Origin of the sequence: Klebsiella planticola (assembly GCF_000783935.2) — a bacterium.
In the GTDB taxonomy this organism is placed as follows: Bacteria; Pseudomonadota; Gammaproteobacteria; order Enterobacterales; family Enterobacteriaceae; genus Klebsiella; species Klebsiella planticola.
The window spans coordinates 3903885-3925320 of the sequence record NZ_CP026047.1; the positions used below are offsets into that span (position 1 = coordinate 3903885).

The 21436-nt window shown below is 54.7% G+C and carries 19 protein-coding genes; 12 read left to right on the forward strand and 7 right to left on the reverse strand.

Annotation, left to right across the window (positions count from 1 at the left end):
* Positions 1-144 precede the first annotated feature (144 nt).
* The 7 genes from MC50_RS18835 to MC50_RS18865 all read left to right on the forward strand — a co-directional run bounded on the left by MC50_RS18835 (position 145) and on the right by MC50_RS18865 (position 7784).
* On the forward strand, positions 145-1524 hold the full coding sequence (locus tag MC50_RS18835; RefSeq protein WP_047664696.1) for an MFS transporter: 1380 nt from the start codon (positions 145-147) through the stop codon (positions 1522-1524).
* Between the two features lie 17 nt (positions 1525-1541).
* A complete protein-coding gene (locus MC50_RS18840) occupies positions 1542-2585 on the forward strand; it encodes an NAD(P)-dependent alcohol dehydrogenase (RefSeq protein WP_032688214.1) in 1044 nt (347 codons plus the stop codon).
* A gap of 24 nt (positions 2586-2609) precedes the next feature.
* Positions 2610-3446: a ketose-bisphosphate aldolase gene (locus tag MC50_RS18845; RefSeq protein ID WP_032695835.1), complete on the forward strand. Its 837-nt coding sequence runs from the start codon at positions 2610-2612 to the stop codon at positions 3444-3446.
* Between the two features lie 4 nt (positions 3447-3450).
* Positions 3451-4398 (forward strand): sugar kinase, encoded by a 948-nt coding sequence (locus MC50_RS18850; RefSeq protein WP_047664698.1) that lies wholly within the window; start codon positions 3451-3453, stop codon positions 4396-4398.
* Positions 4399-4407: 9 nt separating this feature from the next.
* Positions 4408-5391 (forward strand): NADH-dependent methylglyoxal reductase, encoded by a 984-nt coding sequence (gene ydjG, locus MC50_RS18855; RefSeq protein ID WP_032695836.1) that lies wholly within the window; start codon positions 4408-4410, stop codon positions 5389-5391.
* A 135-nt stretch (positions 5392-5526) separates the two neighbouring features.
* Positions 5527-6285, forward strand: coding sequence for a DeoR/GlpR family DNA-binding transcription regulator (locus MC50_RS18860; RefSeq protein ID WP_032695837.1), 759 nt, complete (start codon positions 5527-5529; stop codon positions 6283-6285).
* Positions 6286-6425: 140 nt separating this feature from the next.
* Positions 6426-7784 carry an MFS transporter gene (locus tag MC50_RS18865; protein ID WP_047664700.1) on the forward strand — a complete coding sequence of 453 codons (1359 nt, stop codon included), beginning with the start codon at positions 6426-6428 and terminating at the stop codon, positions 7782-7784.
* A gap of 35 nt (positions 7785-7819) precedes the next feature.
* On the opposite strand, the gene pncA is transcribed toward MC50_RS18865, so the two are convergent.
* The 3 genes from pncA to sppA all read right to left on the reverse strand — a co-directional run bounded on the left by pncA (position 7820) and on the right by sppA (position 11497).
* Positions 7820-8461: a bifunctional nicotinamidase/pyrazinamidase gene (pncA, locus tag MC50_RS18870; RefSeq protein ID WP_047664702.1), complete on the reverse strand. Its 642-nt coding sequence runs from the start codon at positions 8459-8461 to the stop codon at positions 7820-7822.
* A 9-nt stretch (positions 8462-8470) separates the two neighbouring features.
* A complete protein-coding gene (ansA, locus tag MC50_RS18875; protein ID WP_032688358.1) occupies positions 8471-9487 on the reverse strand; it encodes an asparaginase in 1017 nt (338 codons plus the stop codon).
* A 156-nt stretch (positions 9488-9643) separates the two neighbouring features.
* The gene (gene sppA, locus MC50_RS18880) at positions 9644-11497 is read right to left on the reverse strand and encodes a signal peptide peptidase SppA (protein WP_032700221.1); all 1854 of its coding nucleotides are present in this window, start codon (positions 11495-11497) and stop codon (positions 9644-9646) included.
* 165 nt (positions 11498-11662) lie between these two features.
* Here sppA and MC50_RS18885 point away from each other — a divergent pair, with 165 nt between their 5' ends.
* On the forward strand, positions 11663-12214 hold the full coding sequence (locus MC50_RS18885; RefSeq protein ID WP_032688201.1) for an NAD(P)H nitroreductase: 552 nt from the start codon (positions 11663-11665) through the stop codon (positions 12212-12214).
* A 55-nt stretch (positions 12215-12269) separates the two neighbouring features.
* Here the strand turns inward: MC50_RS18885 and phoC are convergent, their stop codons facing one another.
* Together phoC and MC50_RS18895 are read right to left on the reverse strand one after the other, a co-directional pair.
* Positions 12270-13016 (reverse strand): acid phosphatase PhoC, encoded by a 747-nt coding sequence (phoC, locus tag MC50_RS18890; protein ID WP_047664705.1) that lies wholly within the window; start codon positions 13014-13016, stop codon positions 12270-12272.
* A gap of 269 nt (positions 13017-13285) precedes the next feature.
* On the reverse strand, positions 13286-14215 hold the full coding sequence (locus tag MC50_RS18895; RefSeq protein ID WP_032688199.1) for a DUF7916 family protein: 930 nt from the start codon (positions 14213-14215) through the stop codon (positions 13286-13288).
* Between the two features lie 338 nt (positions 14216-14553).
* Here MC50_RS18895 and MC50_RS18900 point away from each other — a divergent pair, with 338 nt between their 5' ends.
* From MC50_RS18900 to MC50_RS18910, 3 genes are all read left to right on the forward strand, one after another.
* Positions 14554-15303 carry a GntR family transcriptional regulator gene (locus MC50_RS18900; RefSeq protein WP_047664707.1) on the forward strand — a complete coding sequence of 250 codons (750 nt, stop codon included), beginning with the start codon at positions 14554-14556 and terminating at the stop codon, positions 15301-15303.
* A gap of 316 nt (positions 15304-15619) precedes the next feature.
* The gene (selD, locus tag MC50_RS18905) at positions 15620-16663 is read left to right on the forward strand and encodes a selenide, water dikinase SelD (RefSeq protein ID WP_032688196.1); all 1044 of its coding nucleotides are present in this window, start codon (positions 15620-15622) and stop codon (positions 16661-16663) included.
* Positions 16664-16667: 4 nt separating this feature from the next.
* The gene (locus tag MC50_RS18910) at positions 16668-18620 is read left to right on the forward strand and encodes a DNA topoisomerase III (protein WP_032688194.1); all 1953 of its coding nucleotides are present in this window, start codon (positions 16668-16670) and stop codon (positions 18618-18620) included.
* Between the two features lie 82 nt (positions 18621-18702).
* Here the strand turns inward: MC50_RS18910 and gdhA are convergent, their stop codons facing one another.
* Positions 18703-20046: an NADP-specific glutamate dehydrogenase gene (gdhA, locus tag MC50_RS18915; protein ID WP_047664710.1), complete on the reverse strand. Its 1344-nt coding sequence runs from the start codon at positions 20044-20046 to the stop codon at positions 18703-18705.
* Between the two features lie 269 nt (positions 20047-20315).
* Positions 20316-20726: a pyrimidine (deoxy)nucleoside triphosphate diphosphatase gene (locus MC50_RS18920; RefSeq protein ID WP_047665518.1), complete on the reverse strand. Its 411-nt coding sequence runs from the start codon at positions 20724-20726 to the stop codon at positions 20316-20318.
* Positions 20727-20812: 86 nt separating this feature from the next.
* On the opposite strand from MC50_RS18920, the gene MC50_RS18925 reads away from it, so the two are divergent.
* A complete protein-coding gene (locus tag MC50_RS18925) occupies positions 20813-21436 on the forward strand; it encodes a CDP-alcohol phosphatidyltransferase family protein (RefSeq protein WP_046852723.1) in 624 nt (207 codons plus the stop codon).

Genomic DNA, 21436 nt, shown 5'->3' on the forward strand with positions numbered 1-21436 from the left:
TATACCCGTCATACAGCAAGTTGCAGGTGTGCTGGCTGCGTTCGCTCACCCGAATAACTTACTACCGTAAGCTCATCGGGTTTCGTTCAATTGCCGCCTTCCTTCAACTCGAATTATTCAGGGCATATTAAGGAAGGTTTTCGGATGGAACAGATAGCAAAACCGCACTGCGGCGCCAGGCTGGATCGCCTGCCTGACTGTCGCTGGCACACTACGATGTTTGCCATGGTCGCTTTCGGACTACTGGTCTGCTGGAGTAATGCCGTCGGCGGGTTAATTCTTGCGCAGTTAAAAGAACTCGGTTGGACTGATAATTCTACTACCGCTACGTTTTCCGCCATGACGACGGCGGGAATGTTTCTTGGGGCGCTCGGCGGCGGCATCATTGGCGATAAGATCGGCCGTAAAAACGCGTTCATTCTGTATGAAGCGATTCATATTATTGCCATGGTCGTCGGGGCGTTTTCCCCGAATATGAACTTCCTGATCGCCTGCCGTTTTGTCATGGGAGTGGGATTAGGCGCGCTGCTGGTGACCTTATTTGCCGGTTTTACTGAGTATATGCCCGGTAGAAATCGTGGCACCTGGTCCAGTCGGGTCTCGTTCATCGGCAACTGGTCCTATCCACTCTGTTCACTGATTGCAATGGGATTAACGCCGCTAATTAGCGCTGAATGGAACTGGCGCGTGCAATTGCTGATCCCTGCCGTGCTGTCGCTGATTGCCACCGTTATTGCCTGGCGCAGTTTCCCTGAATCGCCCCGCTGGCTGGAGTCTCGCGGACGCTATGCGGAAGCTGAAAAGGTGATGCTGGCCATTGAAGAGGGCGTGGTTCAGCAGACGGGCAAGCCGCTGCCGCCGGTGGCTCTCGAAGATGACGGAAAACCGCCGCGTGCCGTTCCCTATTCGGCCTTGTTAACGGGCGTATTACTCAGACGGGTTATTTTAGGTTCCTTCGTACTGATTGCCATGAATGTCGTGCAGTACACCTTGATTAACTGGTTGCCGACGATATTTATGACCCAGGGAATTAATCTGAAAGACTCTATTGTTTTAAATACCATGAGTATGTTCGGCGCACCGTTCGGGATTTTTATTGCCATGCTGGTGATGGATAAAATACCCAGAAAGACCATGGGGGTGGGACTGTTAGTGTTAATTGCCGTCCTGGGATATATCTACTCGCTGCAAACTAGCATGCTGTTTATTACGTTAATTGGTTTCTTCCTGATTACTTTTGTCTATATGTACGTTTGTTACGCCTCTGCGGTTTATGTCCCGGAAATATGGCCAACCGAAGCGAAGCTCCGCGGTTCTGGCCTGGCGAACGCGGTCGGGCGAATCAGCGGTATCGCTGCGCCCTATGCAGTTGCGGTATTGCTTAGCGCTTACGGCGTGACGGGGGTGTTTGTGCTACTGGGGGCCGTCTCAATTATTGTCGCTATTGCTATCGCTACTATCGGAATTGAAACCAAAGGCGTCTCTGTCGAAAGTCTCGGTATTGATGCAGTTACCAGTAAATAATATTCACAGGAAATAAAATGAAAAATTCGAAAGCGATATTGCAAACTCCGGGCACAATGAAAATTATTGCTGCCGATATCCCGGTGCCCAAAGAACATGAAGTGCTGATCAAAATTGAATACGTCGGTATTTGCGGTTCAGATGTTCACGGGTTTGAGTCCGGCCCCTTTATTCCGCCGAAAGATCCCCATCAGGAAATTGGCCTGGGGCACGAATGCGCCGGTACGGTGGTGGCGGTAGGAAATCGTGTTAGCAAATTTAAGCCGGGCGACCGGGTGAATATTGAACCCGGCGTGCCGTGCGGCCACTGCCGCTACTGCCTGGAGGGGAAATATAATATTTGTCCCGACGTTGACTTTATGGCCACGCAACCTAATTACCGCGGCGCGCTAACCCACTATCTGTGCCATCCAGAGAGCTTCACTTACAGGCTACCTGATAACATGGACACCATGGAAGGGGCGCTGGTGGAACCCGCTGCGGTCGGTATGCACGCTGCGATGCTGGCGGACGTTAAGCCGGGTAAGAAGATCGTTATTCTTGGCGCAGGCTGTATTGGTTTAATGACCCTCCAGGCGTGTAAGTGCATGGGCGCAACCGACATCGCTGTCGTTGATGTGCTGGATAAACGCCTTGCCATGGCCGGGAAGCTCGGGGCCAAAACCGTTATCAACGGGGCAAACGAGGACACCCTTGCGCGCTGCCAGCAGTTCTCCGGCGAGATGGGGGCCGATATCGTTTTCGAAACTGCCGGTTCGGCCATCACCGTTAAGCAGGCACCCTATCTGGTTATGCGTGGGGGAAAAATCATGATCGTCGGTACGGTTCCCGGCGATTCAGCGATTAACTTCCTCAAGATTAACCGTGAAGTTTCGATTCAGACTGTCTTCCGCTATGCCAACCGCTATCCGGTCACCATTGAAGCTATCTCTTCCGGGCGTTTCGATGTGAAGTCGATGGTGACACATATTTACGATTATGAGGATGTTCAGCGCGCGTTTGATGAATCCGTTAACAACAAACGCGAAATTATTAAAGGCGTTATTAAAGTTAATCATTAATTTATTGGAAAGGGAGAAACAACCATGTTGGCAGATATTAAATATTGGGAAAACGATGCTCAGAATAAACATTATGCGATTGCCCACTTTAACGTGTGGAATGCAGAAATGTTAATGGGGGTAATTGATGCGGCGGAAGAGTCTAAATCACCGGTGATTATCTCTTTCGGCACCGGATTTGTGGGAAATACTTCGTTTGAAGATTTTTCGCATATGATGGTTTCTATGGCGAAAAAGGCTTCGGTACCGGTGATCACCCACTGGGATCACGGGCGCAGTATGGAGATTATCCACAACGCCTGGGCCCACGGCATGAATTCACTGATGCGCGACGCATCCGCCTTTGATTTCGAAGAGAATATTCGCCTGACCAAAGAGGCGGTGGACTACTTCCATCCGCTGGGTGTTCCGGTCGAAGCGGAGCTGGGGCACGTGGGGAATGAAACGGTCTACGAAGAAGCGCTGGCGGGCTATCACTATACCGACCCGGATCAGGCTGCGGAATTTGTCGAGCGTACCGGCTGCGATTCACTGGCGGTGGCGATTGGCAACCAGCACGGCGTTTATACTTCTGAACCGAAACTGAATTTTGATGTGGTTAAACGCGTGCGCGAGGCGGTTTCCGTGCCGCTGGTTCTGCACGGCGCGTCCGGCATTAGCGATGCGGATATTAAGAAGGCCATTTCATTAGGTATTTCGAAAATCAATATCCACACTGAACTGTGTCAGGCGGCAATGTCGGCTGTGCAGGAGAACCAGAATCAGCCTTTCCTGCACGTTGAGCGCGAAGTCCGCAAAGCGGTAAAACAGCGCGCGCTGGAGAAAATCAAACTGTTTGGCTCTGACGGTAAAGCGGAATGACAATATGGATCATATCGAGGTTATTTGTATAGGGGCGGCAATCGTTGATATTCCCTTACAGCCGGTGAGTAAAAATATTTTTGATGTCGACTCTTATCCTTTAGAACGAATCGCCATGACCACCGGGGGAGACGCAATTAATGAAGCGACTATTATTTCTCGTCTTGGTCATCGTACCGCGTTAATTAGCCGGATAGGGGATGACGCTGCCGGGCATTTTATAGTAGAGCACTGCCGGCGTGAGAATATTGATATTCACAGTCTGAGGCAGGATGGCGAAATTGATACCTCAATCAACGTGGGCTTAGTTACCGCTGATGGCGAGCGTACTTTTGTGACTAACCGCAACGGCAGTCTGTGGAAGCTGAATATTAATGATGTTGATTTTGACCGCTTCTCTCAGGCAAAGCTGCTGTCGCTGGCGAGTATTTTTAATAGTCCGCTGCTCGACGGTAAAGCGTTAACGGAGATTTTCATTCAGGCGAAAGCGCACGGATTAATTATTTGTGCCGATATGATTAAGCCGCGGCTTAACGAAACGCTGGAAGATATTCGACAGGCGCTGAGCTACGTAGATTATTTGTTTCCCAATTTTGCCGAAGCAAAACTGCTCACCGGCAAAGAGACGCTGAATGAGATTGCCGACAGTTTCCTGAGCTGCGGCGTGAAAACGGTGGTCATTAAGACCGGCAAGAGAGGCTGCTTTATTAAGCGTGCTGATATGAAGATGGAGGTTCCGGCGGTTTCAGGAATTACCGCCCTCGACACCATCGGCGCGGGGGACAACTTTGCCTCGGGATTTATCTCCGCGCTGCTTGAAGGTAAGCCGCTGCGCGAGTGCGCATTGTTTGCTAACGCAACGGCTGCGATCTCGGTGCTTAGCGTGGGCGCCACGACGGGCGTGAAAAACAGAAAGCTGGTTGAACAACTTCTCGACGAATACGAAGGGTAATAGCGGCAGATGAATATGATTCCTTTAGGCAGTACGGATATTACGCTTTCTCGCATGGGATTAGGGACATGGGCCATTGGCGGCGGCCCGGCATGGAACGGCGATCTCGACCTGCAGATTTGTATCGACACCATTGTTGAGGCGCATCGCTGTGGCATTAATTTGATTGATACCGCGCCAGGCTACAACTTCGGTAACAGCGAAGTCATTGTCGGTCAGGCGCTGAAGCACCTGCCGCGCAGCGAGATCGTGGTTGAAACCAAATGCGGTATTGTCTGGGAGCGTACGGGCAGTCTGTTTAATAAAGTCGGCGATCGCCAGCTGTATAAAAACCTTACCCCCGAGTCGATTCGGGAGGAGGTGGATGCCAGCCTGCAAAGACTTGGCATCGAAAGCATCGATATTTATATGACCCATTGGCAGTCGGTTGAACCCTTTTTTACGCCGATTGCTGAAACCGTCAGCACGCTAAACGAGCTGAAGAAGGAGGGGAAAATACGTTCAATTGGTGCGGCTAACGTGGATGCCGGGCATATCAGGGAGTATCTCAGGCATGGCGAGCTGGATATCGTGCAGGCTAAGTACAGCATTCTCGATCGAGCGCTGGAAGCAGAACTACTGCCGTTATGCGAGCAGCATGGCATCGTGTTACAGGTCTATTCACCGCTTGAGCAGGGGCTGCTGACGGGCACTATCGCGCGAGATTATATCCCGGGCGGTGCGCGGGCCAATAAAGTCTGGTTCCAGCGTGAAAACATGCTGCGGGTGATTGATATGCTTGAGCAGTGGCAGCCGCTTTGTGATAAATATCGCTGTACTATCCCCGCACTGGCGCTCGCGTGGATTTTAAAGCAAAGCGCTTTAATCACTTTGCTGAGCGGCGCAACGGCGCCAGAGCAGGTGCGTGAAAATGTCGACGCCCTGACCATTGCCCTGACCGATGAGGACTCATTGTTGATGAGGCGAATGGCGGAAGCGTTGGAGACGAAATAAGATTGATGTATTGACCTCTGTTTCTGTGTGAAATAACATTAAAATCTGTGATTCAGACATGTTTTTTTGAAAGTAAATATAGTCTGTGAGATACTTGGGTCTTATTATTACTTTGCAGGAAACAGGGGTGTCATCGTGGCGGCAAAAGACAGAATTCAGACCATCAAGCAAATGGTTGCGAACGATAAGAGGGTGGCGGTTTCTAATTTAAGTTCAATTTTTCAGGTTACTGAAGAAACCATTCGCCGCGATCTGGAAAAACTAGAAAATGAAGGTTTTTTGACCCGAACCTATGGTGGTGCGGTATTAAATACTACCGCGTTGTCCGACAATATTCATTTTTATAAACGTGCAAAGTCTTTTTTAGAAGAGAAGCAGACCATCGCTCGTAATGCATTACCATTTATTAAAAATAAAACTACTATGGCTGCCGACTCCAGCAGTACGGCGATGGAATTATTAAAGCTGCTGAAGGAACGCAACGATCTCACGCTGCTAACCAACTCGGCTGAAGCCTTTCATGAGCTGGCGCAGTCTGAAATCAACGTGGTTTCTACCGGCGGCGAGTTGAATAAGAATACGCTGTCACTGCAGGGAAGGATCACTAAGGAAATTATTAGTCGTTATCATGTTGATATTATGGTGATGAGCTGCAAAGGTCTGGATATGCAGAGCGGGGCGCTTGACTCTAACGAAGCGGAAGCAGAAATCAAGAAAACCATGATCCGCCAGGCCACGGAAGTGGCTCTGCTGGTCGATCATTCAAAATTTGATCGTAAAGCTTTCGTCCAACTCGTGGATTTTAGCCATATTAATTATCTTATAACCAATAAGGCTCCGGGTGCAGAGTGGATTGCATTTTGTAAAGAAAATAATATTCAACTCGTTTATTAACTCCAGGGTTGGTCGTGTCGATATTATTTTAGCTTGTACCTGGATCATGCCATAAAAATTTAATGATGATGGTGGCGCGGGGAAAATGACTCTGCTGCGCTCGCCATATTCTATATTTTAGCTGAATTTGAGGCATCCAGATGGAACAATGTGACCCTATCGGCGCAAGATTAGATCGCTTACCCTTATCCCGATTTCATTTTCGTATTTTCGGTATCATTAGTTTTAGTTTATTAATCACTGGCTTTCTCAGCTATTCCGGTAACGTGGTGTTGGCCAAGTTAGTCAGTAACGGCTGGTCAAATAATTACCTCAATGCGGCATTCACCTCGGCACTGATGTTTGGCTACTTTCTCGGGTCGCTGGCCGGTGGGTTTATTGGCGATTATCTCGGACGACGTAAAGCATTTCGCGTGAATTTACTGATCGTCGGGATCTCTGCCTGCGCGGCAACCTTTGTACCCAACATGTACTGGCTTATCTTTTTCCGCTGTTTGATGGGCACTGGAATGGGGGCGCTAATTATGGTGGGCTATGCCTCATTTACCGAATTTATTCCTCCCGCGGTGCGCGGGAAATGGTCTGCCCGGCTGTCATTTGTCGGCAACTGGTCGCCAATGCTATCGGCGGCAATTGGCATCGTGGTTATTGCCTTTTTAAGCTGGCGGGTGATGTTCCTGCTTGGCGGTGCGGCAATGCTGCTGGCCTGGTATCTGTCGGGGAAATATTTTATTGAATCTCCTCGCTGGCTTGCGGGCAAAGGACAGCGAAGCGCGGCGGAAAAGCACCTCCTGCAGGTGGAGTCACAAATCGAGGAAGAGAAAAAAATCACCTTGCCCGCCTGGCACAGCGCTGGCCATATGGCGGACCCGGGCGTGGAAAGCGGGTCGTTCTGGCTACTGTTTAAAGGCCAGATGCTGCGGCGAACGCTGGTGGCGATCACGGTACTTGTCGCCATGAATATTTCGCTCTATACCATTACGGTGTGGATCCCGACGATTTTTGTCAATTCGGGGATCGACGTGACAAAATCTATCTTGATGACCGCGATTATTATGATTGGCGCGCCGGTTGGGATATTTATTGCTGCACTGATTATTGACCGTTTTCCGCGGCGATTATTTGGCTCATCCCTGCTGATTATTATTGCAATGCTCGGGTACTTCTATTCCATTCAAACAGAAGAGTGGGCTATTTTGAGCTACGGCCTGGTGATGATCTTTTTCCTGTACATGTATGTCTGCTTTGCCTCGGCGGTGTATGTACCGGAGCTGTGGCCAACGCATCTCCGATTACGTGGTTCGGGCTTTGTTAACGCGGTGGGGAGAATTGTCGCCGTATTTACGCCCTACGGCGTCGCCATTCTGTTGACCCGCTACGGCTCGATTACGGTCTTTATCGTCCTCGGCGTGATGCTGGTGCTTTGTGCGCTGATTCTGTTCTGCTTCGGCATCGAAACGCGCAAGGTTTCGCTGGAAGAGATTTCAACTCTGGTTTGAGATAACAGGCCGGCAGGTTTTCCCGCCGGCCTGTTTTAAGCCTGAGTTTCCAGCCAGTCGTCGAGGGTGTACAGCGTAGCGCCCGCGGCGGCCATCTCCATAAAGGCGTGCGCGCTATCCTGCGGCTGGAGGTTGACCCCGCGGCAGCCGTCGGTAATGACGTTGACGGTATAGCCGAGATTCAGCGCATCCAGCACGGTGAATTTGACGCAGTAATCGGTCGCCAGCCCAAGAATGATCAGATCGGTGATATCGCGTTGGCGCAGCCACTCATCAAGCCGGGTTTTTTGCCGATGTCCGTTGTCAAAAAATGCGCTGTAGCTGTCGATCGCCGGATTTTCCCCTTTATGAAACACCGCGGCTATCGCCTGCTGCTGCAGCAGCGGATGCAGCGCCGCACCTTCGCCGTTCTGCACGCAGTGATCGGGCCAGAACGTTTGCGCCAGGCCATCGAGCTGTCCCTGGGTATAAGGTTCGACCTGATGTTGGCTGGCGAAGCTGCCGTGGTTTGCCGGGTGCCAGTCCTGGCTGGCGACAACGGTTTCGCCGCGGGCGAGACAGTGGTCGATAAGTCGGTTGGCGATATCTATGGTGCTATCACCTTCCGGTACGGCAAGTGCGCCGCCCGCGCTAAAATCGTTTTGTAAATCGACCAGCAGTAGTGCGCGATTCGTCATCGGTTCTCCTTACTCATCGGGGGTCAGTTCGCCACGCAGGTTTTCCTGCATCAGGTTGCGAATCTCATCGACGCTCAGATTCTGACTCAGCAGGTAGTGTAGCTTGGTCAGCGTGGCCTCAACGGTCATATCAAAACCGCTGATGACGCCTGCCTGGGCGAGGGCGTTACCGGTGGCATACCCGCCCATATTGACCTTGCCGGACATGCACTGGGTCAGGTTAATGACCACGATCCCGCGCTGGCTGGCTTCCGCCAGAACCTGGATGAACTCGCCGTTTTGCGGGGCGTTGCCGACGCCATAGGAGCGCAGAATCAACGCTTTCACCGGCTGACGCAGGAAATTTCGCACCACATCGGCAGAAATGCCCGGATAAATCGTAACGACGCCAATTGGCTGCGGCGTGATGGGATGCACAATCAGCTCGCCGATGCCGTGTGGCGCTGGCGGCGTGCCGAGGCGACGAATGTGGATCCCGGCTTCCAGTAAAGGAGCCAGATTAGGGGAGGCGAAGGCATCGAAACCATCGGCATGAGCTTTGGTCGTGCGGTTGCCGCGATAGAGACGATTATTGAAGAACAGCGTCACTTCATTAATCGGGTAATTAGCGGCAACGTACAGAGCATTCAGCAAATTGATCTGCCCGTCGGAGCGCAGCTCGGCTAACGGGATTTGTGACCCTGTCACAATAACCGGTTTACCCAGATGCTCGAGCATGAACGACAGCGCTGAGGCGGTAAAGGCCATGGTGTCAGTGCCGTGCAGGATAACAAAGCCGTCGTACTCGTCGTAATGCGCGCGGATGTCGTCGGCGATGTGCTGCCAGTCTTCTGGCGTCATATCGGAAGAGTCCATCAGCGGTTCATATTCATGAATCGTAAAGTCCGGCATCTCCGGACGGTGGAACTCAGGCATCAGCGCCAGCTGACGCTGCAGGTGGCCGGAAACGGGAATATAACCGTGTTCTGAGCGCTGCATACCGATGGTCCCACCGGTGTAGGCAACGTAAATCGATTTCTTTTGCATATCATCGCTTAGGTTGTACATAGACAGGCGCAGTATAAGGTGACCGCTAAAAAAATACAGCGCAATCCCCTTCATACTTCAAGTTGCAGGTGCGTTGGGGCGCGTGTTCCCCCGACAACATTGACGTTGTCGGGGGAGAGGGGCCAGATGGAGGAATTAGCGGATATTGGCGCAGGTTAAGCAGAACGCGTAGCGGTTCTGCGGATCGTTGAACGCGGCGAGCTTATCGCTCTCAGCCTTGACGGCATTGGCCGCGGCGGCAACCGGCGCCGGCAGCCAGGCCTGCAGTGCCGCTGGCAGCGACGCGCGGACCGAACCGGTCAGGCTATCGATCACCATTGAGAAGAACGTCGGCTCTTCCTGGTAGTAGTTGATATGCCACTGTTTCAGCTTCGCCAGCTCCGCGGCTTTTGCCACCGCGTCGTCAAAGTCGCCCAGGCTATCAACCAGCCCGTTAGCTTTCGCATCTTCACCGGTCCAGACATGGCCCTGGGCAATCTGGTCGATTTTCTCCGGCGTACTGTTACGCGCGTTGGCCACCAGCGTGATAAAACGTTTGTAGCCGTTTTCGATGCTCAGCTGCATCAGCTGCTGAACCTCAGGCGGCAGCGATTTGGTGGTGGAGACATCGGCCAGCGCCGACGTCGCCACGCCATCGGTATGGACGCCGATCGAATCCAGCGTATTTTCGACGGTGTTAATGACGCCGAAGATGCCAATCGAGCCGGTGAGGGTACTTGGGTTGGCGACGATATAGTTGGCCGGCGTTGAGATCCAGTAGCCGCCGGAAGCGGCCATGCCGCCCATGGAGACCACCACCGGTTTACCTGCGGCTTTCGCCGCCGCCAGCTCTTCACGAATCACTTCCGAGGCGCTGACGCTGCCGCCCGGGCTGTTGACGCGCAGGACAATCGCTTTCACCTTCGGATCGAGGCGGGCATCGCGAATCTGTGCGGCGGTCGTGTCTCCGCCGACGTTACCCGGCGTCTCTTCGCCGTCCATGATCGCGCCGTTAGCGAAGATCACCGCAATGGTAGCGCCCTGGTCAGACGGCGTTTTCACGCTGTAATCGTAATAGCTGATCGCGCGATAGTTATTATCCGCTTTGCTCCAGCCGAACTGTTTGGTCAGCGCCTTCTCCACGTCGGTGGCGGTACCCAGCTCATCTACCAGCTTGTTGTTCAGCGCGTACTGCGCCGTATCGCCGTCCACTTTACGCAGACCGTCAATCAGTCCCTGAGCGCCAGGGAACAGCTGCTGAGCCGTGATTTGGCGGTTAGCGGCGATGGTATTGAGGTAGTTTTGCCACAGCTCGCCAATCCAGCGGCTGTCGGCTTCACGGGCGGCAGGCGACATATCGTCGCGGATAAACGGCTCGACCGCCGATTTATAGGTCCCGACGCGGAAAACGTGGGTTGAGACTTTTAGCTTGTCGAGCAGAGATTTGTAATACAGGCCGTTGGTGGCAAAACCGTGCAGATCGACCTCACCCTGCGGCGAAAGCCAGATTTTATTGGCGAAGCTTGCCAGATAGTACTGCCCCTGGCTGTAGCTGCTCCCCACGGCATACACCGGTTTACCGCTATCGCGGAATTCGCGCAGCGCCTTACCGATATACTGCATTGAAGGCTGATCGCCGCCGGCAAAATTTTTCAGATCGAGGACGATACCGGTGATATTGCGGTCATCTTTCGCCTGACGAATGGTCTGTACGATATCAAACAGCGAGTTTTCCTGGAGACGGTCGGAACTGGCGCCAAAGAGCTGACGACCGATCACGCCGAGTTTGCTACTGGCGGACGGTTTATCGACCACCACGCCGGTGATATCCATCAGCAGCGCGCCGCGAGCGGTATGTTCCGTTGTGGTGCTGCTGAACTGTGCCCAGATACCGACACAAACCAGAACCAGCAACAGGAAAACCACGTTCAGTGCGAGCTGGCGAATAAAGTTGAGTACCCGCCATGTCCATTTAAAAAATCCGGCGAGCAGCCGCCAAAGAGTTCGCATGTATTCTCCCTAACATTGTTAAAAATGGGCTAACCGCATGGGTTGCCGCGTCTGGTTATCCTAAAGAGACGGCTGACGCTTGTCAGCAGGAATCACCGGTCGTGCTGTAACAAAATTCTTGCGCATGTTAATTTTATGCAAAATGACATCACAGGAGTTACACAGATGGATGCTCTCGAACTACTGATAAACCGCCGCAGCGCTTCTCGTCTTGCAGAGCCGGCACCGAGCGGTGAACAACTGGAAAACATTCTCCGCGCCGGACTGCGCGCCCCGGATCATGGGACGCTGCAACCCTGGCGTTTCTTTATTATTTCTGATGAAGGCCGTGAACGCTTCAGTCAATTGCTGGAGAAAGGGGCGATTGAGGCCGGGCAGGATGACAAAGGTATTGAAAAGGCCCGCAGTGCGCCGTTCCGCGCTCCGCTGATTATCACCGTCGTCGCCCGCTGCGAAGATCACCCGAAGGTGCCGAAATGGGAGCAGGAAATGTCGGCCGGCTGCGCCGTGATGGCCATGCAGATGGCGGCGTTGGCGCAGGGCTTTAACGGTATCTGGCGCAGCGGCGCATTGACCGAAAGCCCGATCGTCCGGGAAGGTTTTGCCTGCCGCGAGCAGGATAAAATCGTCGGTTTTCTCTATCTGGGAACGCCGCAGCTTAAAGCCTCCACGACCGTTTCTCTGCCGGACACCGCGCCGTTTGTGGTCCGTTTCTGAGCAACGCAGAGTCAGAACAGCCCGGCAGGCGTGAACCGCCGGGCTGTCGCGCCGACTATTTCTGCTGTTGCGCAAACTCGTCTTTGGCTTTTTGCAGCTGCTGCTGGAAGGCCGGATTGGTATGCAGGGTTGCAACCACCGCCGAGCCGACAATCCGCGCGGCGTCAACATCGCTCTGCCAGTGGTAACCGCAGATCACCCGACTTTCACCGAGCTCATAGCCGCGCTTGAGAATCTCATTCTGGCGCTGCGGGTTGATTTCGGCCAGCACCAGGGCGGTCGCCCAGCCGATAGAGGTGTGTCCGGAAGGGTAGGAGCCGTTTTTCGACAGCTTATCCTGTTCGGTGGTATTGCAGGTGGACACGCCGTAGAAGGCAAACGGACGAATACGCATATACTTCTCTTTCGCGCCTCGGGTCGCCAGATCGCCCGCGTCTTCAATCATGTTGGTGAGCAGTTTGTGCAGCGCCGGGGCGTCTTTTTCGCTGATCGGGGAGCCGAATGCTGCGGAGAAGGCGTTGGCCACGCCACCCGCGCTCAGGTTGGCATCCTCTGCCGCCAACTTACCGCGGGCGGTGGCGCGCAGCAGACGGCCTTTCTCATACATCGCCTGATCGTTTAAAAACGCAATGCTGCCCACTTCCGGCGGCGGTGGCAGCAGCGCCAGGCTATCAATGGCCTGGGCATTTTTCAGATAGTAGAGATCGGGCTTGGTGGTGGCATCATTGCCGGCGGGAACCAGCGCAAAGGCGCTAACTGAAAAGAGGCTGGCAAGGCAAAGGGCGAGTACACGCTTTTTCATCAAGATATCCTTATTGTGGTGGAGGGGGACAATGGAGCGAAACTGACGCATTAAGATCCATTGTTTTGCTGAAATTAAGAGTCTGTCTCCTCAGGGCTATTTTGCGGAGCATTTTGCCCCGGGCAACGCTGACAACGATTTCACCTTTCAGGGCGGCCCGTGTGCAACCTGCCTGTGCCAATAACGCCTGCCGGGATAGACGCTAAACTCTCTCATCCGGCGCGTTTTTTTGCCGGATGAGAGACGACTCAGGTACCGTTGATACCTGTTTACCGATAAACCGAACGCGCGATGCGGGTGTAGGTATGCCTGACCCCACGAATAGCAATACTGTAGGCCAGAATATTCTCCGGTAATGCCATCCCCATATAACCCGTATCGCCAATATGGTGCAGGTCGGCGCCCGCCATTTTACTCATCAACGCTATCTGACGAACGGTGCCGACATCAGCGCCTTCCTGGGAGGTCCCAATCGCCGTCATCGCCAGCACGCCATGCGCATGCGCCGTATCGATAAGCGATGCCACACGTTGCTGACTCATTCCCGGTATCGTGCCTGGGGCCGGGAGCAACACAATATCCGCCCCCTGGGCGGCGAACCAGCTAACATCCTGCTCGCTGATAATGCTGCTGCCGCTTTCACGCACCACTCCCGCACCGTGCATTTTCCCGGTGATAATCACCGCGCTGTCGCCCACCGCCTGGCGAATCTCTTCGGCGGCGATCCCCAGCGCCCGGTTGCTGACTCCGTTAGCCGGGTTGCCCGTTAACACCAGAATTTTCGCCCCCATGGCGACCAGCTTACGGGCATTGTCAGCCGTTGCCGAGCGCCCCGGTCTCATTTTCCAGATATCGTCATGGGCAACCGCAAATTCCGGGTCTACGGCCTCCAGATTGACACCAATAATACGCCCGGTCAGGCGCTGCAGTTCATGCAGCGTTTTTTCCGGCGCGATATCGGCAGGCAACCCCTCAATATGCGGGTTTTCACAGTCAAACATATTAATCAGCAGGATATCCGCGCCCTGCGATGCGGCAAGCTCGGCATTGGTAACATTGTTCAGCAATGGCTGAGTGATGGCGATAGATTCACTGACCATGACCCGGCCTTCGCTGGCGCGAATGGCATACAGCAGCTGCGCTTTATTCATCGACACAAAATCGGAAGCACAGCAGTCCAGTAAACGTTTAGTTGTCATTGATATATGCCTCGTTGCTGAGTCAGTTCTCTGATTTTTCCTGCGGCCTGAGCAGGCAGTATCAGCGCCTCGACCCGCGGCGGCATGCTGGCGGAAAAAATTCCCTGCATCAATTTACCTCAGTCATCATCAGCCATCTTTGGTTCAGTTAAAACTAAACCACTTATGTACCATTAGTGAACCATACAGAATAAAAATGGATCCTGCCTACGACAAAATGGCCATTTTGTGATCTGAGAGGCTTTTCTCTGTCGCTGATTTGAGGATGACAACGAGCGATTCCTGGTTAAGAATTGGTTCACAGAAACTGGACCAGTTACCACTTGCGCAGAGAGACGATGAACACAACTTCGCATCCCGGGTTTTATCTCGATCAATCCAGCGCGTTGCCGCTATATATGCAACTGGTGAATGCCATTAAGTTAGCCGTTTCTGAAGGCCGGCTTCGTCCTGGCGATGTTCTGCCGTCAGAACGGGCGCTGGTAGAGATGCTGAATATTGCGCGAGGCACAGCCCGAAAAGCATTACAGCAGTTGCTGGAGGAGGGGGTGCTGATTCGCAATCAGGGATCCGGGACCTTCGTGGCTCCGCATGTGCGCCAGTCCCTGCCGTCGCTGGAAAGTTTTACTGAAATGGCGGCAGCGAGCGGAGGCACAGCACAAAGCGAGCTGGTGGGATATCTGCGGCGGTTAGCAACCCAGGAGGAGCGCCATGCTCTGCAACTGACAGAAGGTCAAAGTGAAATTGTCGAACTGACCCGGCTCAGAAAAATTAACGGTATCGCCGTTTCTTTGCAGACGGCGGTTTTGCCGGCGCTTCTGCTGGATAAAATCAGCGAAATGGATGAATCGTTCTATCAGTACCTGGAGACCAAAGGCTCACCGGTACTGCGGGCAACTCAGCACTTCAGGGCCGTATCAACGGACAGTCAGCTGGCTTACTATCTGAACATCAAACAAGATGAGCCGCTTTTGCTGGTGACCCGGATTGGCTTCACCTACGATGACAGGCCCGTGGAATACACCCGGACCTGGTGCCTGAATGATTACTATGATTTTACGCTTGAGCTACGTCGAGAAGCGCCATAGCGGCGCGCTGCCGCTCGGTGGCAGGCTGGCCCGCTAAGCGTGAAAATGGCGGCAGGATCCCGGGCGCAGAATTTCGCGATGGAAGGCGCTGATTTTTACCGTCCCGCCGATCCGCATTTTGTCTGAGATGTCTGATAATCCTGAACCTCATCGGACTTTCAGCGACAGTGAAAATAGCGCGGTCAAGAGGGTTGTCCATCGCAAAATCGTCTATTTGTCTGCTTAATGAGCAACCATTCGCGATTTCGGACTGTCATACTTACCACCTTGGCGTTTGAGCGCTACCATAGCGGGATTGCAATGACAGGAGATGTCCATGAGCGAGCAAGCTATTCGTTTAACGCAATACAGCCACGGAGCCGGTTGTGGTTGTAAAATTTCCCCTAAAGTACTGGAAACTATTCTGAAGAGCGATCGGGCGAAGTTTATCGATCCGAACCTGCTGGTGGGGAATGAGACCAGTGATGATGCGGCGGTTTACGACCTTGGCAACGGGACGTCGATCATCAGCACCACCGACTTTTTTATGCCGATAGTCGACAGCCCGTTCGACTTTGGCCGTATCGCCGCCACCAACGCCATCAGCGACATTTTCGCGATGGGTGGAAAACCGATTATGGCGATTGCCATTCTTGGCTGGCCGATTAATACCCTGGCGCCGGAAATTGCCCGCGAAGTCGTGGACGGCGGGCGTTTTGCCTGCCAGCAGGCGGGTATCTCCCTGGCCGGTGGCCACTCGATTGACGCCCCGGAGCCGATTTTCGGTCTGGCGGTCACCGGCGTGGTGCCCACCGAGCGGATCAAGAAAAACAGCACCGCCGAGGCGGGCTGCAGACTCTATCTCACCAAGCCGCTAGGCATTGGCGTGCTGACCACCGCAGAGAAAAAATCGCTGCTCAAACCGGAGCACCAGGGGCTGGCAACGGAAACCATGTGCCAGATGAACCTCGCCGGCGCGGCCTTTGCCACCATCGGCGGCGTAAAAGCGATGACCGACGTTACCGGTTTCGGCCTGCTGGGTCATCTGAGCGAAGTGTGTCGCGGCGCGGGTGTTCAGGCGCTACTGAACTACGCGGATATCCCGAAACTGCCGGGCGTTGAAGAGTACATTGCGGCGGGCGCCGTTCCCGGCGGCACCGGGCGCAACTTTGCCAGCTACGGCCATCTGATGGGCGACATGCCGGCAGCGTGGCGCGATCTGCTGTGTGACCCGCAAACCTCCGGCGGTCTGCTGCTGGCGGTGACGCCGGAAGCGGAAGCCGAAGTGCGTGCCGCAGCCGAAGAGTTCGGAATTAAGCTTGCCGCCATCGGCGAGCTGGTGACCGCACGCGGCGGACGTCCCATGATCGAGATCCGTTGATTACATGCGGTTGTTTATTGCGGAAAAACCCAGTCTCGGTCGCGCCATCGCCGACGTGCTCCCCAAACCGCATCGCAAAGGTGATGGTTATATTGAGTGCGGTAACGGGCAGGTGGTCACCTGGTGTATCGGCCATTTGCTCGAGCAGGCTCAGCCGGACGTCTATGACGGGCGCTATGCGCGCTGGAATCTGCTCGACCTGCCTATTGTGCCGGAAAAGTGGCAGCTGCAGCCAAAACCGTCGGTGACCAAACAGCTCAACGTCATCAAGCGTCTGCTGGGCGATGCGCAGGAGGTGATTCACGCCGGTGACCCGGACAGAGAGGGACAGCTGCTGGTCGACGAAGTTCTCGACTATCTGCAGCTGGCGCCGGAAAAGCGCCAGCAGGTTCAGCGCTGCCTGATTAACGATCTCAACCCGCAGGCGGTGGAGCGGGCGATATCTCGCCTGCGCGCTAACAGCGAGTTTATTCCGCTATGCGTTTCGGCTCTGGCCCGCGCCCGCGCTGACTGGCTCTACGGGATTAATATGACCCGCGCCTATACGCTGCTCGGCCGCAATGCCGGTTACCAGGGCGTACTGTCGGTCGGGCGGGTGCAGACGCCGGTGCTGGGGCTGGTAGTGCGGCGTGACGAAGAGATTGAGAACTTTGTCGCCAAAGATTTCTTTGACGTCAAGGCGCATATCGTGACGCCGAAGGATGAGCGTTTCGTCGCCACCTGGGTGCCGAGCGATGCCTGCGAACCGTATCAGGATGAAGAGGGGCGTCTGCTGCATCGTCCGCTGGCCGAACACGTGGTGGCGCGCATTGCGGGCCAGCCAGCGCGGGTGACCGCCTACAACGATAAGCGAGATTCGGAGCCGGCGCCGCTGCCGTTTTCGCTTTCGACGCTGCAGATTGAGGCGGCGAAGCGCTTTGGCTTTAGCGCGCAAAACGTTCTGGATATCTGCCAGAAACTGTATGAAACCCACAAACTGATTACCTATCCGCGTTCGGACAGCCGCTATCTGCCGGAAGAGCATTTTGCCGGTCGGCATGCGGTTCTTAATGCCATCGGGGTTCATGCGGCGGATCTGTTGCCGCAGCCGGCGGTTGATCCGGAAATCCGCAACCGCTGCTGGGACGATAAAAAAGTTGATGCGCACCATGCGATCATCCCGACCGCCCGCAGCAGTCAGGTGAAACTGTCCGATAACGAACAGAAGGTGTATAGCCTGATTGCGCGCCAGTATCTGATGCAGTTCTGCCCGGATGCGGTGTTCCGCAAGTGTCAGATCGATCTTGATATTGCCAATGGCAAATTTGTCGCCAAAGCGCGTTTCCTCGCCGAAGCCGGCTGGCGCGCGCTGCTGGGTAACAAAGAGCGGGATGAAGAGAACGACGGTACCCCGCTGCCGGTCGTGGCAAAAGACGACGAGCTATTGTGTGAAAAGGGCGAGGTGGTGGAGCGGCAAACTCAGCCGCCGCGCTATTTTACCGATGCAACGCTGCTGTCGGCGATGACCGGGATTGCCCGTTTTGTGCAGGATAAAGAACTGAAAAAGATTCTGCGTGCGACTGACGGTCTGGGTACGGAAGCGACCCGCGCCGGGATCATCGAGCTGCTGTTTAAGCGGGGCTTTTTAGTTAAAAAGGGACGCTATATTCACTCCTCCGATGCCGGACGCGCGCTGATTCACTCCCTGCCGGAGATGGCTGCGCGGCCGGATATGACCGCTCACTGGGAGTCGGTACTGACGCAAATCAGCGAGAAGCAGTGCCGTTATCAGGACTTTATGCAGCCGCTGGTCGGCACGCTTTATCAGCTGATTGAGCAGGCCAGGAGTACGCCGGTGCGTCAGTTCCGCGGCATTGTCGCCCCGGGCGGCGGTAAAAAGAGTTTTAGCAAAGGTAAAAGCAAAGCGAAAACGAAAGACAAGAAGCCCGCCGCGGATTCCGCCACGGAAAACTCATAAAAAAACCCCGGTCTTCCGGGTTTTTTTATGGTTGCCGCTCATCCCCGGGGGTTAAGGGACGGCGGCAGAGAACCACGACGTCTTAAATGACGCCCTGCGCCAGCATAGCATCGGCCACTTTGACAAAACCGGCGATATTGGCGCCGCGGACGTAGTTGGTCTGCTGCGCTTCGCCGCCGTATTCAACGCAAGCGTGGTGAATATCCAGCATGATGTGGTGCAGGCGGGCGTCGACCTTCTCGGCCTTCCAGCTCATACGGGCTGCGTTCTGCGCCATTTCGAGGCCGGAAGTGGCGACGCCGCCGGCGTTCGCAGCTTTGCCCGGCGCGAACAGCACGCCCGCTTCGAGGAACAGATCGGTGGCGGCGATGGTGGTCGGCATGTTAGCGCCTTCGGCAACGGCCTTCACGCCGTTAGCGATCAGCAGGCGCGCCGCATCGACATCCAGTTCGTTTTGCGTGGCGCAAGGCAGCGCGATATCCACAGGAACGGACCACGGCTGTTTGCCTTCGAGGTAGGTCAGACCATACTCGCGGGCGTAGTCGACAACGCGGCCGTCGCGGCTGGCTTTGATTTCGCACAGACGGGCCAGTTTTTCCGGGGTAAAGCCGGCTTCATCGACAACGGTGCCGCTGGAGTCAGAGGCGGTGATCACGCGGGCGCCGAGGGCCATCGCTTTTTCGATAGCATATTGCGCCACGTTACCGGAACCGGAAACCGCCACCCGCATCCCTTCGAAGCCCAGGCCGTGACGCTTGAGCATCGCGTCGGTGAAGTACACCAGACCGTAGCCGGTCGCTTCCGGACGAATCAGACTGCCACCGAAGGAGAGCCCTTTACCGGTGAACACGCAGGCGCTGTTGTTGGAGAGTTTACGCATCATCCCGGCCATAAAGCCGACTTCACGGCCGCCCACGCCAATATCGCCTGCCGGAACGTCGGTGTCCGGGCCCAAATGGCGATACAGTTCGGTCATCAGCGCCTGACAGAAGCGCATCACTTCACCGTCACTCTTACCTTTCGGATCGAAGTCGCTGCCGCCTTTTCCGCCGCCCATTGGCAACGTAGTGAGGGCGTTTTTAAAGGTCTGTTCAAAGCCGAGGAACTTGAGAATCGACAGGTTAACCGATGGGTGGAAACGCATGCCGCCTTTATACGGACCAATTGCCGAGTTGAACTGTACGCGCCACGCGCGGTTAACCTGAACCTGATTACGGTCGTCGACCCAGACGACGCGGAACTGAATAGCACGCTCTGGTTCAACCAGACGTTCCAGCAAAGAGAGCTGGCGATAGCGCGGGTTTTCCTCAAGGAAAGGCCACAGCGTGGTCATAACTTCACGGACGGCCTGAGCAAATTCGGTTTGATGCGGGTCGCGCTGTTGAACGCGGGTGAGAAAGCTTTCCAGAGTGCACATCTGATCCATAGATATAATTTCCCCTTATGGTTGTGGTTGCATGTATACGCGTCACGTTACAGATTGCCTCGCTGCCCGCTTTGGGAGCGCTTCTGCGGCCGCCCGATGCAATCTGAATGATTTTGTATCTCTTTTTTTATTATTCGGCCCTTGAAAAGACCGATTTTCCGACTATAACACCGGCAATCATCAGGCAAGCAAGGAAAAATTATCCAGACAGGAAAATTTATAATCTGGCGTCAGTCATAACTAAAAACGATGACGCCAGTGGCAGGGAATTAACGGGGAAGATCGGCGGTGCGTTGGGCAATAAATGCGTTCAGCAGCGGAATATCTGCCGGAGCAAGGTCGAAGGCGAGGGCCTCTTGCGGCGTGCACCAGCGCAGCTGGCGGTGATAGTGGGCGGTGGGAAGGCCGCTAAAGCGCGCCACCCACCAGGCGTGCAGGTGAATCAGGCGGCCGGAGACCTCCCGTTGATGGCTGGCGATATAGCGCTCAACCTCCGCCGTGATACCAAGTTCTTCCTGCAGCTCACGGATAAGCGCCTGCGGTTGGCTCTCGCCGGGTTCCACTTTGCCGCCGGCAAATTCCCACAGGCCGGGCTGATCGGCGTGGGGTGGGCGCTGCGCCAGCAGAATTTTGCCATCCTGTTCAATAATGGCGGCTACAACATCAAGCGTTTTTTGCATCTGAATCATCGTTCCGGGCAGGATAATGGCCTATTATCACCGCCTTTGTCTTTGCCAGACAACCTTTAGCCCATCGGAGATATGTTGTGCTCGATAGTCATCTGCATCCTCGCCTGAAACCCTTGCTCAATGTTTGCGCCGCGCGGCTGGATCGCCTCGGCGTCTCAGCCGACGGCGTGACCCTGACGGGCTTCGCCATTGGCGTTCTGGCGCTGCCGTTTCTGGGACTTCGTTGGTACGGGGCGGCGCTGGCGGCGATTGTAGTGAACCGGCTTCTCGATGGGTTAGATGGCGCGCTGGCGCGTCGCCGCGGGTTGAGCGACGCGGGGGGATTTCTCGATATTTCCCTCGATTTTCTGTTTTATGCCCTGGTACCGTTCGGGTTTATTATCGCCGATCCGGCGCAAAACGCCGTGGCCGGAGGCTGGCTGCTTTTTTCTTTTATCGGAACCGGCAGCAGTTTTCTCGCCTTTGCCGCGCTGGCGGCCAAACATCAGATAGCCAACCCGGGCTACGCTCATAAATCGTTTTACTATCTCGGGGGATTGACGGAGGGGAGTGAAACCATCCTGCTGTTCGTGCTGTGCTGCCTGTTTCCCGCGCATTTCGCCTGGCTGGCGTGGCTGTTCGGCGCACTGTGCTGGCTGACCACCGCCACCCGTATTTACAGCGGCTACCTGACGCTGAAGCAGCTTCAGCGTCAGGTATAA